This window comes from Burkholderia sp. BCC0097 (genome assembly GCF_902832985.1).
Classification (GTDB): domain Bacteria; phylum Pseudomonadota; class Gammaproteobacteria; order Burkholderiales; family Burkholderiaceae; genus Burkholderia; species Burkholderia orbicola.
Genome location: NZ_CADFDM010000004.1, coordinates 321,524 through 334,825, shown reverse-complemented (window position 1 = coordinate 334,825; position 13,302 = coordinate 321,524). Strand labels below are relative to the sequence as shown.

Annotated in this window: 15 protein-coding genes and 1 pseudogene; 8 read left to right on the top strand and 8 right to left on the bottom strand. The window is 66.2% G+C overall.

Annotation, left to right across the window (positions count from 1 at the left end; all coding sequences use genetic code 11):
• Window position 1: 1 nt before the first annotated feature.
• The 3 genes from HWX07_RS15245 to gstA form a co-directional block, all read right to left on the bottom strand.
• Window positions 2-1,294 carry a TolC family protein gene (locus HWX07_RS15245; protein WP_175876768.1) on the bottom strand — a complete coding sequence of 431 codons (1,293 nt, stop codon included), beginning with the start codon at window positions 1,292-1,294 and terminating at the stop codon, window positions 2-4.
• 91 nt (window positions 1,295-1,385) lie between these two features.
• Window positions 1,386-1,784 carry a hypothetical protein gene (locus HWX07_RS15240; protein WP_175876767.1) on the bottom strand — a complete coding sequence of 133 codons (399 nt, stop codon included), beginning with the start codon at window positions 1,782-1,784 and terminating at the stop codon, window positions 1,386-1,388.
• Between the two features lie 87 nt (window positions 1,785-1,871).
• Window positions 1,872-2,504 (bottom strand): glutathione transferase GstA, encoded by a 633-nt coding sequence (gstA, locus tag HWX07_RS15235; protein WP_175876766.1) that lies wholly within the window; start codon window positions 2,502-2,504, stop codon window positions 1,872-1,874.
• Window positions 2,505-2,640: 136 nt separating this feature from the next.
• On the opposite strand from gstA, the gene HWX07_RS15230 reads away from it, so the two are divergent.
• The 6 genes and pseudogenes from HWX07_RS15230 to HWX07_RS15205 all read left to right on the top strand — a co-directional run bounded on the left by HWX07_RS15230 (window position 2,641) and on the right by HWX07_RS15205 (window position 8,246).
• A complete protein-coding gene (locus HWX07_RS15230) occupies window positions 2,641-3,021 on the top strand; it encodes a helix-turn-helix domain-containing protein (protein WP_175876765.1) in 381 nt (126 codons plus the stop codon).
• A 114-nt stretch (window positions 3,022-3,135) separates the two neighbouring features.
• Window positions 3,136-4,188, top strand: coding sequence for an RNA-guided endonuclease TnpB family protein (locus tag HWX07_RS15225; protein WP_175876764.1), 1,053 nt, complete (start codon window positions 3,136-3,138; stop codon window positions 4,186-4,188).
• Between the two features lie 30 nt (window positions 4,189-4,218).
• Window positions 4,219-4,572, top strand: a pseudogene (locus tag HWX07_RS15220) (hypothetical protein).
• A 216-nt stretch (window positions 4,573-4,788) separates the two neighbouring features.
• Window positions 4,789-6,180 carry an MFS transporter gene (locus tag HWX07_RS15215; RefSeq protein ID WP_175876763.1) on the top strand — a complete coding sequence of 464 codons (1,392 nt, stop codon included), beginning with the start codon at window positions 4,789-4,791 and terminating at the stop codon, window positions 6,178-6,180.
• 457 nt (window positions 6,181-6,637) lie between these two features.
• Window positions 6,638-7,525 (top strand): helix-turn-helix transcriptional regulator, encoded by an 888-nt coding sequence (locus tag HWX07_RS15210; RefSeq protein ID WP_175876762.1) that lies wholly within the window; start codon window positions 6,638-6,640, stop codon window positions 7,523-7,525.
• 130 nt (window positions 7,526-7,655) lie between these two features.
• Window positions 7,656-8,246, top strand: a complete 591-nt coding sequence (locus HWX07_RS15205; protein ID WP_175876761.1) for a GNAT family N-acetyltransferase — start codon at window positions 7,656-7,658, stop codon at window positions 8,244-8,246.
• Between the two features lie 50 nt (window positions 8,247-8,296).
• Here HWX07_RS15205 and tam read toward each other — a convergent pair whose 3' ends face one another.
• Window positions 8,297-9,082 (bottom strand): trans-aconitate 2-methyltransferase, encoded by a 786-nt coding sequence (gene tam, locus HWX07_RS15200; RefSeq protein WP_175876760.1) that lies wholly within the window; start codon window positions 9,080-9,082, stop codon window positions 8,297-8,299.
• A gap of 139 nt (window positions 9,083-9,221) precedes the next feature.
• On the opposite strand from tam, the gene HWX07_RS15195 reads away from it, so the two are divergent.
• Window positions 9,222-10,118, top strand: a complete 897-nt coding sequence (locus HWX07_RS15195) for a LysR family transcriptional regulator (RefSeq protein WP_174433706.1) — start codon at window positions 9,222-9,224, stop codon at window positions 10,116-10,118.
• A gap of 61 nt (window positions 10,119-10,179) precedes the next feature.
• Here HWX07_RS15195 and HWX07_RS15190 read toward each other — a convergent pair whose 3' ends face one another.
• From HWX07_RS15190 to HWX07_RS15180, 3 genes are all read right to left on the bottom strand, one after another.
• Window positions 10,180-10,614 (bottom strand): GNAT family N-acetyltransferase, encoded by a 435-nt coding sequence (locus HWX07_RS15190; protein ID WP_174433705.1) that lies wholly within the window; start codon window positions 10,612-10,614, stop codon window positions 10,180-10,182.
• 149 nt (window positions 10,615-10,763) lie between these two features.
• On the bottom strand, window positions 10,764-11,234 hold the full coding sequence (gene cynS, locus HWX07_RS15185; RefSeq protein WP_174433704.1) for a cyanase: 471 nt from the start codon (window positions 11,232-11,234) through the stop codon (window positions 10,764-10,766).
• Between the two features lie 30 nt (window positions 11,235-11,264).
• Complete coding sequence (locus HWX07_RS15180) at window positions 11,265-11,924, bottom strand: carbonic anhydrase (protein WP_174433703.1); 660 nt, start codon at window positions 11,922-11,924, stop codon at window positions 11,265-11,267.
• 113 nt (window positions 11,925-12,037) lie between these two features.
• Here HWX07_RS15180 and cynR point away from each other — a divergent pair, with 113 nt between their 5' ends.
• Window positions 12,038-12,967 carry a transcriptional regulator CynR gene (cynR, locus tag HWX07_RS15175; protein WP_175876759.1) on the top strand — a complete coding sequence of 310 codons (930 nt, stop codon included), beginning with the start codon at window positions 12,038-12,040 and terminating at the stop codon, window positions 12,965-12,967.
• Between the two features lie 106 nt (window positions 12,968-13,073).
• Here the strand turns inward: cynR and HWX07_RS15170 are convergent, their stop codons facing one another.
• Window positions 13,074-13,277 (bottom strand): hypothetical protein, encoded by a 204-nt coding sequence (locus HWX07_RS15170; protein ID WP_124464760.1) that lies wholly within the window; start codon window positions 13,275-13,277, stop codon window positions 13,074-13,076.
• Between the last annotated feature and the right edge of the window lie 25 nt (window positions 13,278-13,302).

Sequence of the window (13,302 nt, the reverse complement as noted above, 5' to 3'; positions counted from 1 at the left end):
TTCACTGCGCGGCGGCCATCGCCGACGGCACGACCTGATATTCGAGCTGTGCCCAGGTCTGCGATACGTCGCGCCTGAGGTCGAGCACCTGTAATTGCGCTTCGAGTTGCGCACGCCGCGCGGCGAACGTGTCGGCGAGCGACCCCGTGCCGGCCCGGTACGCCGCCGTCGCGAGCTGCACGCGCTGGTCGGCGGCCGGCAATAGCGCGGCGCCGAGGTTCGCGATGCGTTCGCGGCCGCTCGCCAGCGTGTCCGATTGCGTGCGGATGTCGGCCTGTACCTGACGCAGCGTGTCCTCGTACATCAGGCGCGCCTTCGTCGCGAGCGCCGCCTTTTCGGCGACGTCGCGGTTCTGGCGATTCTTGCGATTGAGCGGCAGCGGGATCGAGACGCCGATCGACACCATGTTCGAATACGCGCCGCCGCGCTGCTGGTACGCGATTTCCCACGTCCAGTTGGGGCTGCGCTCGCTGTTCGCGACCGCGGCGTCGGCTTCGGCCACCGCGATGTCGTCCGCGGCGGCGACGAGCGCCGGCTGCGACAGGCGCAGTTCGTCCGGCGGCAACGCCGATACGAAGGATTCGGGCGCGGGCGGCGTACCGGCCACATCCGTCACGGGCACCGCCGTCCAGCGGGCCAGCGCGATGAGCGCGGCACGATACGCCTGCTGTGCCTTGAGCACCTGGTCCTGCGTCTGCGCGAGCATCGCGCGGGCCTGCACGACGTCGCCCGCGCTCGCCTTCGCGCCGCGATACGACGCCTGCGTCGCGTCGAGTTCATGGTTCATGTGACCGAGCAGCGCCTGCTGAAGCGCGAGCGCCTGCTTCGCATAGACGGAATCGAGCCACGCCGTCGCGGTCTGCCGGCGCACGGCCGCGAGCTGCATCAGATAGCCGGCGCGCTCGCGGCCGACCTGCTCGTCGGCCAGCGCGGTACGCAGCCGCCGCTTGTCGCCGGACACCCATTCCTGCTCGATGCCGATGCGGCGCATCGTCATGAAGTCCTGGCCGACGGTGAAGCGCTGCCCGCCGTTGACCGGCAGGTTGTCGATGCCGGCCTTGAGCATCGGGTCCGGCAACTGGCCCGCCTTGACGGCCGCTTCGGAACGCGCGAGCACGGAAGCCTGCGCGGCCTGCATCGACGCGGAACGATCGGTGGCGGACTGCAGCGCGGCGTCCAGCGTCAGCGGCGACGGCTGCGCGTGAACGGCGCCCGCCACCAACAGCGCGGCCCACGGTACGGGCGCGCGCCGACCTGCACGCGGCATGCGCAGCGTGCGGAAAACGAATGACATGGTGTAACCCCAAATCGGAACCCAAAGGGATTCCACGTCCTGCGCGCAGGACGAACCTCACCGCGTGCGCGGCGAACCGGTCAAATCGGGATCAGCTGATGCGTGGCGGGCGCCACAACCCGTTCGGGTCGCGAGCCGGGACGGACTGCGTGTAGTGGAAGACGATCGTGCTGGCGAATGCAGCGGGACGGCTGACGTCGGCGCGGGCGGCCGGGTGGTAGAGACTGCCGAACTGGCATTGGGCCGTCACCTTGCAGGCCATGCCCTTGGCTTTGGCCTTCGCGTGATCGGCGGATGGCGGCTGCATCGAATCGCAATCGCTCATGTCGGCGGACATGGCCATGTTCATGCCCGTGTCCGTGTCCGTGTCCGTGTCCATCGACATCGTGTGCTGCATCGGACATTCACCGGTCAGGCCGCTGGCTGCCAGCCCCGTGACGGGCAGCACCGCGCACAGCAGCAGCAGGATGAAGGTCCGAAGCAGTTTCATGGCGGCGATTATAGCGCGCACTGTTGCGGCATGGCGCGGCGCCGCTACGACGAAACGACGCGCCCTCCCCGCTGCGGCGGCCGCGCGTCATCGCAACAGCTTGTCCGCCGCCAGCACCGCCTGCACGGCCGGCCGCTCCCGCACCCGCTCGTACCACGCACGCAGATGCGCATGCCGGCTCAGGTCGATATCCGCGTTGTACACCGAGCGCATCCAGTCGGCCTTGCCCCAGCCGGTCAGCGCGAACAGATACGCATCGGCGACGGTGAACGTGTCGCCGGTCAGGAACGTCCTGCCGTCGAGCTGGCGGTCGATCCATGCGAAGCGGCTGTCGAGCTTCTGCCGCACGGGTTCGACGTACTTCCCCGCCTGCACCGCATACAGCAGCGGGATGAAGCCCTTGTGGATCTCGGTGCCGAGAAAGTTCAGCCATTCCATCAGCCGGTAGCGCGCGAGCGTGCCGTAAGCGGGCGCCAGCGCGGCTTCCGGGCGCTGGTCCGCGAGATACTGCGCGATCACCGGCCCTTCGCGCAGCAACGTGCCGTCGTCGAGTTCGAGCAGCGGCACGTAGCCGAGTTCGGTCACGTCGTAGTAATCGCGGCCGTCTTCGACGACATGCTTGCGCGCGTCGACCTTGACGATCTCGGCGTCGATATCGGCTTCGCGCAGCACGATGCAGATCGCCTGCGAACAGCTGCCGGGAGCGTGATAGAGCTTCATATGTTTCCTTCGTGGGTTGTCCATGTATCGATTCGCCGCGACGCGGGCGCTAATATCTCGCATCGGCACACGGCTGAGAAGACGGCAGTCGTTTGTGCCGTAGTCACAAAAAATTTACCGACCAGGATTCGGCGCGATGAAAACGAGTGCGACAGGATGTTCCGTTGAAGAAGCGATGCGCCTGCTCGGCGGCCGCTGGCGGCTGCTGCTGGTGTCGTATCTGCTCGACGGGCCGCGCCGCTTCAGCGACCTGCGGCGCGACATGCCGGGCATCTCGCAGCGCATGCTGACGCTCGACCTGCGCGCGCTGGAAGACGCGGGGCTCGTGCGGCGCACCGTCTATCCGGAAGTGCCGGTGCGTGTCGAGTACGATCTCACCGCGGACGGCGAGCGGCTGCGGCCGGTGGTCGACGTGATGCGCGAATTCGGGCTGTGGCTGAAGGCGCGCGATGTGCTGGCCGATGCGATGTCCGACGCCGCGGCTGAGACCGAAACGACGATGCACACTCACAAATAACCCTTTCAGCAGGAACTACGTTTATCAGTTGCTCCGAGAAACCCCGTCCTTCAGGACGGGGAAGAAAGGCGTGCTGTTGACAGACAGCTTCTTCCACGGGTTAGGATCACCGGCATGATCCTTGTCTACCGCTACCGCGTGAAGTCGCTCAACGGACTGCTCAACAAACAGAGCCGTGCGGTGAACTACGTCTGGAACTTCTGCAACGACACGCAGAAGCACGCGCTGAAGTGGAACAAGAAGTGGCCGACCGGTTTCGACTTGAATGTGCTCACGACCGGCAGCAGCAAGGCGCTCGGCATCCACTCCGGCACGGTCAACGCGACGTGCGAGCAATACGCGAAGTCGCGCAGTCAGCACCGTCGGCCCTACCTGCGCTATCGCGGCAGGAAGTCGCTGGGCTGGGTGCCGCTGAAGGGCCGAGACCTGAAGCGCGAGGGCGACGCGTTCCGTTTCGCCGGCAACACCTTCCGCGTGTTCAACAGTCGACCGCTTCCCGAAGGCAAGATCAAGGACGGCACCAACTTTGCACAGGATGCACGCGGCAACTGGTTTCTCAATATCGTGATCGAGATGCCGGATGTTCAGGCTCGCCCGATCCGTTCCGGCGTCGGCATCGATCTCGGCCTGAAAGACTTCGCCACACTTTCGACCGGCGAGAAGTTGCCGAATGACCGGTTCGGCCGACGCGCGGCGGAAAAGCTCGCGAAAGCGCAACGGGCGAGAAAGCACAAAAGGCATATCGCGAAGTTGCACGCCAAGGTCGCCAATGCCCGTGCCGATTTTCAACACAAGCTCGCGCTCGATCTGGTGCGGCGCTTCGATTACATCGCGGTCGGCAACGTGTCGGCCGCGAAGCTCGCCAGAACCAGGATGGCGAAGAGCGTCTACGACGCGTCCTGGTCGTCCTTCCGAAACAAGCTCCGCTACAAAGCGATCGCGCACGGGGCTACGTTCGAGGAAGTCGACGAAAGGAGTTCCACCCAGTCCTGTTCGGCGTGCGGGTCGAAAGACAGCACGACGCGGCCGAAAGGTATCGCGGGACTGCGAATAAGAGAATGGGCCTGCAGTGACTGTGGTGTCGAGCATGATCGTGATATCAACGCTGCGCTGAACATTCTCCGATGCGGACGTGCATCGCCAGGTGTGGGAATCCTCGCCCTTTAGGGAGAGGAGGACGTCAAGGAACTTCACGCTATCATCGGGGCGGCCACGTCCGACCTCGACGACGACGAAAGCTTCGCCAACCTCTACTGTCACGATGCGGAGCAGGACTATTGCTTCGCGCTATCGCGCTTTCCGGACGATGCGCTGATCGAAGTGATGGTGCGCGACCAACTCAACGTGCGCGTCAAGGATCTGTCGGTGCGGCTGACCGACGATACGATCGACGTCGAGATCGAACCGGGCATCGCCGCGCGGCTCGACGGCCAGACGCGCTAAGTGATCCATCTCGCGCCCGGTCAGTACGATCCGGGCACGCTGCGCGCCGCGTTGAAGGAGATCTTCGTCGGCAAGAGCGGCTATCGCGACGACAGCACGGGCGGCTAACCGTTCGCCTGCTTGCTCTCCTTCGTGACGACGACGCCGACCCGCGCGTCTCGGCGCGCGTTCCCATATATTGAAAGGCAAACGTCCCATTAATGGGGATACCTGCCCAAATGTTGACGCACGCCGCGCCACGGCTCTAACGTTCGCCCCAACGCCATTCGATTCGGCCGCCTCGTTCACGAGCGCCGGCCGGGGCATAGAACACAGGAGACGACCGTGGGCCCATCCGCGTCACGCACCCATGCCAACCCGCCGCAGCGGCCATCCGCGCACACCGGCACCTCATCCGAATCAGCTACCCGCTCGGCCGCCACCGCTCCCCCGGCCACGCCGCCGAGCCGCAAGCGGCTGCTGATCCTGGCGCTGCTGTTCGTCACGGTCGTGATCAACTATCTCGACCGCAGCAACCTGTCGATCGCGGCGCCCGAACTGTTCAAGGAACTGAACATCGATCCCGTCCGCGCGGGCCTCGTGTTCTCCGCGTTCGGCTGGACCTATGCGCTGATGCAGATTCCGGGCGGCTGGCTCGTCGACAAGGTGTCGCCGCGCGTGCTGTATGCGGGTGCGCTTGCACTGTGGTCGGCCGCGACGCTGCTGCTCGGCTTCGCCGGCTCGTTCGTCGGACTGATCGTGCTGCGCCTCGCGGTCGGCGCGCTCGAAGCGCCGGCCTATCCGATCAACAACCGCGTGGTGACGACGTGGTTCCCGACCCGCGAGCGGGCGAGCGCGATCGGCGGCTACACGTCGGGGCAGTTCGTCGGCCTCGCGTTCCTCACGCCGGTGCTCGCGTGGCTGCAGGTTCATCTCGGCTGGCACATGGTGTTCGTCGCGACCGGCCTCGCCGGCATCGCATGGGCCGCGATCTGGTATGCGGTGTATCGCGAGCCGCGCGCGTTGCGCGGCGTCAATGTGGCCGAAATCGCGCTGATCCGCGACGGCGGCGGGCTCGTCGATCTCGAGGATCGCATCGCGGCGCGCAGCGACCGCACGCCGTCGACGTGGCGCGACCTCGGTGTCGTGCTCGGCCGGCGCAAGCTGTGGGGCATCTACCTCGGCCAGTTCGCGCTGAACTCGACGCTGTGGTTCTTCCTCACGTGGTTCCCGACCTACCTCGTCAAGTATCGCGGGATGGACTTCATCAAGTCGGGCTTCCTCGCGTCGCTGCCGTTCCTCGCCGCATTCGTCGGCGTGCTGTGCTCAGGTGTGCTGTCGGACTGGCTGATGCGGCGCGGCGCATCGCAGGGCTTCGCGCGCAAGCTGCCGATCATCTCGGGGCTGCTGATCTCGACCTGCATCATCGGCGCGAACTACGTGAGCTCCACCGGCTGGGTGATCGCGTTCATGACGATCGCGTTCTTCGGCAACGGCTTCGCATCGATCACGTGGTCGCTCGTATCGGGGCTCGCACCCGCGCGGCTGCTCGGCCTCACGGGCGGCGTGTTCAACCTGATCGGCAACCTGTCCGCGATCGCGACGCCGATCGTGATCGGGCTGCTGGTCGACGGCGCGGACTTCTCGCGCGCGATCACCTACATCGCCGCGATGGCGCTCGCGGGCAGCCTGTCGTACGGGCTGCTCGTCGGCAAGGTCGAGCGCATCGACGCGTAAGCGTTGCAAGGGCGGCGCACCTGCGTCGCCCTGCTTGACCGCTGCGATCGGCGCGCCACACCGCCGATGCGGCCGACTCCGGAAACGCACCTGACCCGCCCTTGCCTGCCCGACAGCCGTCGATTCAGTTGCCGCGCCTGCCTTCGCGCCGCGCGCCGATCGCTTTCGTGCCCCCGAGGTCGAGCGCCTTCGATTCGCCCAAGCGCGCGCCCTGCGGCAGGACGCGCCTAATCAGGTCGGTCATCGGAATCGCTTGTCGCTCGATTGAAAAAGACCGGGACGCAGTGACTCGTTTACACTGCCCCGGTATGCCCTCTTCGGGATGACACGCGACGTTTTACGGGCGAACGGATCGGCAGGTCGCCTGCCTGTATTCCCTCCCGATCACGAGCCGAACAGTTGCTTTTTTCGTATCAACGGAACGCGCGTCATGGGCGGAACAGGCTTCGGAAACCGCATGCTGCTCAACGTGAACTCCTTCCACCGCGACAACGATCGCGTCAACATATCGTTCAAGGCATTGGGCGAACTGATCGAGACGGTCGGCACGCCGCACTTCGTGCCGCGCCTCACGCAACTGCTGAACGAGGTCGTGCCGCTCGACGTCGCGCACGTCGAACGCTCGCGCGTCGATGCGACGATGCCCTCCGGCTACCGTTGTGAATGGATCGGCAGCAGCGGCATCGGCGGCGCGTCCACCGATATCTCCGACGTGATGACGCTCTACTACGAGCGCTTTCTCGACAGCGATCCGCTGTTCGCGGGGCTGCGCGGCAAGACCGGCACGATGCTCGTCGTGCGCGACATCGCGGCGATCCCGCCCGGCGAATTCCGCCAGCGGCTGTTCGACGACGTGCATATCGGCCATGAATGCGTGCTCGCACGCGGCACACGCTATTCGCAGCATTCGATCGCGCTGGAGCGCGGCCGCGACCGGCCGCCGTTCACGCTCGCCGAGATGAACCGCTTCCGCAGCATCAGCGACATGCTGTTTCCGCTGCTCGAACTGCATGCGTCGACCACCGCCGCGCGGCGCATCGCGCACGCGACGCCCGACGTCCATCCGCTCGCGCAGTTCGATGCGCGGCTCGCGGCCGACGGCGTGAAGCTGTCGAAGCGCGAATACGAAACCTGCAAGCACTTGCTCTCCGGCAAGACCGTGCCGGAAACCGCCGGGATACTCGGCGTGGGCGTCGCGTCGGCGGAGTCGTACGTGAAACGCGCATTCGCGAAGCTCGGCGTGCGCACGAAGCGCGAACTCGCCGCGTGGGGTTCGGCCACCGCCGTGCTCCCCGCCGCCGGATCGTACGACGCCGGCGACGCACCGGCGGCCATCCCGCGCTGACCTGAGCCGCTGCATCTGTGTCCCGGCGCAATGAACGAAGCAACGACAAGGACGCGGCGCGTATTCATCGTACCGACGATCGCATCACCGATACCATCACGCCATCGCGCCGAAGACAGGACAACGACCTATGGACCGAGCCGAACACATCAGCATCGAACCGGCGCTCGCGCTTGCCGCCGACGAACTGGACGGATGCGATTTCTCGTTCGACATCGTGTGGGAATTGAATGCGCCGTATCAAGACTTGCTCGATCTTCGCGCGCTGCCGGCGCGGCGCAAGGACTACGGCTTCGATCCTGCCGGCTGGGCGCGCGGCGCGTCGGGCCGCACGGCGCTGTTTCGCGCGACGGCCGGCGAACGGCTCGCGGGATTCGTCGCGATCGAGGAAAGCTGGAACGGCATGGCCGAGATCGCGGATCTGGCCGTCGACCGCCACTGCCGGCGCCAGGGTATCGGGCAATTCCTGCTGGCAGCCGCGGAAGCGTGGGCGCGCAGCCACGGGTTCGGCTTCATGCGGCTCGAAACGCAGGCGAACAACGTCGCGGCCTGCTCGACGTATGCGCGTGCGGGCTTCGTGCTCGGCGGCCACGACCGCTTTCTGTACGCCGATGGCGAGAACGCCGGAGAAGTCGCGCTGTTCTGGTACAAGGATCTGCGCGACGGGCAGACCACGCGAAGCCGCTCGGTCGACCCGGCATCGGTGCAGCCGGTGCGCTAATTGCGCTGATGCACGGCTGATCGTCACGTCAATGCAGTGTGATTGCCGCGTTACTTGCGCGTCGCCACGATGAACAGGCGCGGAAACGGCAACAGCACCGTACCGTCGTCCTGCACCGGATAACCGTTCGGGCCGGCCAGCGCGTCGCGATAGCGCGCGACGAACGTGCGCTGTTCGGACGCGTCGAGCGCCGCGAGGAACGGCCGCAGCGCGCTGCCCTTGAACCATTCGACGACCGCCTCCGCGCCGCCGCGCAGCGGGTGGTAATAGGTCGTGCGCCACACATCCACACGCGAACACAGCGGCGCCAGCAGTGCATGATAATAGCGCGCATCGAATCGCTCGGTGCGCGCCGCGCCTTTCAGCTTGTCGGCCCACGGCCCGCCTGCGGCGACTTCGCGCATCAGCCGATGCGCGGGTTCGTCGAGATTGTCGGGCATCTGCACCGCGAGATGGCCGCCTCGCGCGAGCCGGCCGACGAGCCTCGGAAACAGCGTGTCGTGCGCAGGCACCCATTGCAGCACCGCATTCGACAGGATCAGGTCATAGCCGCCCGGATCGTCCCAGGTGGTGACATCGGCAAGGTCGAAACGCAGCGCCGGCAGCCGCTTGCGCGCGGCTTCGATCATGTCCGCCGACGCATCGATCCCGTGGATCGTCGCGTCCGGCGCGCGCGCGATCAGCGCTTCTGTCGAATTGCCCGGCCCGCAGCCGATATCGATCGCGGTATGGATCGGCGTGTTCGGCACGCCGGCCAGCAGATCGCGCACCGGCCGCGTGCGTTCGTCCTCGAACTGCACGTACTGGTTCGCGTATTGATCGAGCGGGGTCGTCACGATAGGTCTCCTGGTCGGCATGAGCAGCCGCCCGCGCATCCGGGCACCGGATGCAACGGGCCGTCGATTCAGCGTATTCTGCGACTGCCGCCGAGCTCCAGTAAAATGAATTTAATATCGTGATTGATTCAAAATTCTGATGAAGATCGATACGCTCGGTGTCCAGGCTTTCGTCGCGATTGCCGACGGCGGCAGCTTCAGGCAGGCAGCCGATACGCTGCACGTCACGCAGACGGCGATCACGCAGCGGCTGCGCAAGCTCGAAGCGTATCTCGGCGTCGCGCTGGTCGAGCGCACGACGCGCCGCACCACGCTGACCGAGATCGGCCGGCGTTTCCTGCCGCAGGCGCGCCGGCTCCTGAACGAACTGTCCGATGCGCTGACCGAAATCCGCGAGACCGGCCTGAGCCAGCGCGGCGACGTCACGATCGCGTGCGTGCCGACGGTCGGCGTGCAGTACCTGCCGCGCATCCTGCGCGCGTTCTCCACGCACCGGCCGCACGATCGCGTGAAGATTCTCGATCATGCGTCGGCGTCGGTGTTGCAGGCCGTGCTGCGCCGCGAGGCGGAATTCGGCATCAGCATCGCCGGCGACCAGCACCCGGAACTCGTCAGCGTACCGCTCACGCACGACCCTTACGTACTCGTGTGCCGCGACGATCACCCGCTCGCGAAGCGGCGGCGCATCCGCTGGGCGGCGCTGCAGCCGCATCCGCTGATCTTCGCCGGCGAAGTGAGCGGCAATCGCGGGCTGCTCGATGGCGCGTTGAAGACGAGCGGTGTGTCGCTGCATTCGTTCTATGAGGTACAGCGCAGTTCGACCGCGCTCGGGCTCGTCGCGCAAGGGCTGGGCGCGGCCGTCGTGCCGAAGCTCGCGATCCAGAAGAATGCGTATCCGATGATCCGCACGATCGAGCTCGTCGAGCCGTCGGTGTCGCGCACGCTCGTGCTCGTCATGCGGCGGAACGCGCAACTGTCGCCCGCCGCGCGGGCGCTGTACGACATGATCGTCGAACGGGCAGCGCCCGGGCGGTGATTCGTGAGCCTTGCGGCGCTACCAGCTTGTCACGAGATGTCAGGAAACCGCCCGTTGCCGCTCAAAGCACCTTGACCATAAATACGCGCGCCGCGCCTTCCGGCTCGCACGGCACTTCGCCGAACGTCTCGTAACCGTGCTTCCGGTAGAAGTCGGGCGCCTGAAACGAGATCGTGTACAGCACCGCACGCGCGCAACCACGCCGCTTCGCCTCCGCTTCTGCCTCGCGCAGCAACCGGCTGCCGAAGCCGCCGCCGCGCAGCGCTTCGGGCAGATAGAACAGATCGATGAAGAACAGGCCGAGCGACGTGCGGCCGGTGAGGCCGCCCAGTACGTCGCCGGTCGCGGGATCGGTCACGTAGACGTCGAGCGCGGCCGTATCGGCGCGCCCCGTCATCGCATGGTTGAATTCGCCGAGCTTGCGGCTGATGAAGTCTCGGGCGGCCGGCTGCTCGGTGTCGGTCAGTTGAAGGGTGACGTCGGGATGGGCTGTCATCGAAGCGAACGCGTGCGTGAAAAGACCGCCGGGCGGGCGGCGCCCGCGGCGGGTATCACGCGACTATAGCGCGTCGTCATGCGCCGTGACGACGCGCGATGATCGCTTGATATCGCGCGACGCCGTGACGCCACGACGCGCCGCCGGCGTCAGAACGGCTTGGTCGGCAAGTACTTGCCGTCGAGCGTGATCACCGCACGCGAACCGCCTTCCGGATCGTCGACCTTCTTCACGTCGAGCCGGAAATTGATCGCGCTGATGATGCCGTCGCCGAACTTCTCGTGAACGAGCGCCTTCAGCGTCGTGCCGTACACCTGCAGTATTTCGTAGAAACGGTAGATGGTCGGGTCGGTCGGCACGCGATCGTCGATGCTGCCGCGCAGCGGGATCATTTGCAGCAGCAGCACCGCGTCGTCGTCGAGGCCAAGCTTGTCGGCGACGAGGCGCGCCGCGTCGGCCGGCAACGCATGCTGGCCGAGCAGCGCGGCCGTGACGAATGCTTCGCTCAGGCCCGTGCCTTCGGTGAGCTGCGCGAACGACAGGTTCTTGCGCGCCTTCGCGAGGACGACGGTTTCCGCCAGCGCGTGGCGCGCCGTCTGACTGTGCTGGGACTGGATCATGGTAATGCCTCGTAGTGGAGTGGGAGCGATTCAGGCCGCGACGGGGAGTGTCGCGGGGGTTGCACGGACGCCGGGATGGTCCGCAAGGGAAACGAACCGGCCGCGCGCGCCGTCGTAAGCGTCGATACAGCCCGATTCGATGTCGTAGACCCACCCGTGCAGTGCGAGACGCCCTTCTTCGAGCGCGAGCCGCACGGCGGGGTGCGTCTTCAGGTTGGCCAGTTGCGCGACAACGTTCTCGCGCACCATCGAGTCGATCCGTTCGCGCTCGCTGCGATGCGTGCGCGCCTCGTTCACGACCCGCGCCGAATCGGCATAGCGCAGCCAGTGGCCGACGGCCGGCATGTGGTCCATGCACTGGCAGGTCGCAATCGCGGTCATTGCGCCGCAATCGGAATGCCCGCAGATCACGACGTCCGTCACGCGCAGCGCGGCGACCGCATATTCGACCGACGCCGACACGCCGCCCGGCTCGGGGCCGTACGACGGCACGATGTTGCCCGCGTTGCGGATCACGAACAGGTCGCCCGGCTCGCGCTGGGTGACGAGCTCCGGCACGAGCCGGCTATCCGAGCACGAGATGAACAGCGCCCGCGGATTCTGGCTGCGTGCGAGATCGCGAAACAGCGCGGCGCGCGCCGGATAGGCGTCGCGCTGGAACTTCAGGAAGCCTTCGATGATGTCCTTCATCGCGTGTTCTCCGGTTCGGGTGGAATCGATGAAGGACAGGTTACGCCCGACTTCCGATAACGTAAAAGACTGATTTACGATCCACCTGATAAGCACGACTTATAGGAACCGCCATGCTGCTGCGTCACATCCATTACTTTCTGGCCGTCGCCGAACATCGCAGTTTCACGCGCGCGGCCGCCGCGCTGCACGTCTCGCAGCCCGCGCTGTCGCAGCAGATCCGCCAGCTCGAGGACTCGCTCGGCGCGCAGTTGTTCGACCGCACCGGCCGCGTCACGAGGCTGACCGATGCCGGCGACGTGTATTTCCGCTATGCGCGGCAGGCGCTGCATGATCTCGCGGAAGGCCGGCGGGCGATTCACGACGTGCAGGACCTGAGTCGCGGCTCGCTGCGCCTCGCGGTCACGCCGACCTTCACGAGCTATCTCGTCGGGCCGCTCGTCGAGGCGTTTCACCGCCGCTATCCGGACGTGTCGCTGTCGGTTCGCGAGATGTCGCAGGAGCGTATCGAGGCACTGCTCGTCGACGACGAGCTCGATGTCGGCATTGCATTCGACGAGGTGCGGACGGCGGATATCGACGCGCAAGCGCTGCTGGTCGAAACGCTGGCGCTGGTCGTGAACCGCGGACACGCGCTCGGCGGTAAACGCAAGGCCGGCCTGCGCGCGCTGCACGGCACGCCGCTCGTGCTGCTCACCGCGGAATTCGCGACGCGCATGCAGATCGACCGCTATTTCCGCGAGCACGACCTGCAGCCGCGCGTGCTGATGGAAGCGAATTCGCTCGGTGCGGTAATCGAGATCGTGCGCCGCACGAACCTCGCGACGCTGCTGCCGGCGACGGTCGCGGTCGAGCACGACGATCTCGTCGCGGTTGCCCTCGATCCGGCGGGGCTGCGGCGCACGGCCGTGCTGTTGCAGCGCAAGGGTGGATATCGGAGTGCGGCCGCGCGGGCGTTCGTCGAGCTGGCGCTGGCGCAGGGGGCAGAACGATCAAAGAGGGAAGGCGGCGCGCGCGCGGCGCGCAAAAAAGCGGCCGGCTGAATACAACCACGCGGAACGGAAAACAGCGCCGTCCCGCTCGGACGGCCGGCGTTTCACTCGAACGAAACGCCGGCGTGATGTCGAAACGACGCGAAAGGAACGTGCGTCAGTTGTACCCGAGAATCGCCACCGCCGCGACCTCCGGACGATCGATGGTGCTGCCAACGAGCGACGTCATCGGCTCCTGCAGCACTGCCTGATACGACGTCACGCGCACCGCTTCCGGCACACCGGCATCATCCGGCACCGGCTCATCGAACGCGGCATCGAAACCGCTGTAAAAACCCGCTTGATTCTGCGAAAAAGTCATCTCCACTCCTTTGCCTTGACAGGTC

Excerpts from the sequence above, each read along its gene's own strand:
- HWX07_RS15245 (WP_175876768.1), bottom strand. The coding sequence starts at position 1,294 with ATGTCATTCGTTTTCCGCACGCTGCGCATGCCGCGTGCAGGTCGGCGC.
- HWX07_RS15240 (WP_175876767.1), bottom strand. The coding sequence starts at position 1,784 with ATGAAACTGCTTCGGACCTTCATCCTGCTGCTGCTGTGCGCGGTGCTG.
- gstA (WP_175876766.1), bottom strand. The coding sequence starts at position 2,504 with ATGAAGCTCTATCACGCTCCCGGCAGCTGTTCGCAGGCGATCTGCATC.
- HWX07_RS15230 (WP_175876765.1), top strand. The coding sequence starts at position 2,641 with ATGAAAACGAGTGCGACAGGATGTTCCGTTGAAGAAGCGATGCGCCTG.
- HWX07_RS15225 (WP_175876764.1), top strand. The coding sequence starts at position 3,136 with ATGATCCTTGTCTACCGCTACCGCGTGAAGTCGCTCAACGGACTGCTC.
- HWX07_RS15210 (WP_175876762.1), top strand. The coding sequence starts at position 6,638 with ATGCTGCTCAACGTGAACTCCTTCCACCGCGACAACGATCGCGTCAAC.
- HWX07_RS15205 (WP_175876761.1), top strand. The coding sequence starts at position 7,656 with ATGGACCGAGCCGAACACATCAGCATCGAACCGGCGCTCGCGCTTGCC.
- HWX07_RS15195 (WP_174433706.1), top strand. The coding sequence starts at position 9,222 with ATGAAGATCGATACGCTCGGTGTCCAGGCTTTCGTCGCGATTGCCGAC.
- HWX07_RS15190 (WP_174433705.1), bottom strand. The coding sequence starts at position 10,614 with ATGACAGCCCATCCCGACGTCACCCTTCAACTGACCGACACCGAGCAG.
- cynS (WP_174433704.1), bottom strand. The coding sequence starts at position 11,234 with ATGATCCAGTCCCAGCACAGTCAGACGGCGCGCCACGCGCTGGCGGAA.
- HWX07_RS15180 (WP_174433703.1), bottom strand. The coding sequence starts at position 11,924 with ATGAAGGACATCATCGAAGGCTTCCTGAAGTTCCAGCGCGACGCCTAT.
- cynR (WP_175876759.1), top strand. The coding sequence starts at position 12,038 with ATGCTGCTGCGTCACATCCATTACTTTCTGGCCGTCGCCGAACATCGC.
- HWX07_RS15170 (WP_124464760.1), bottom strand. The coding sequence starts at position 13,277 with ATGACTTTTTCGCAGAATCAAGCGGGTTTTTACAGCGGTTTCGATGCC.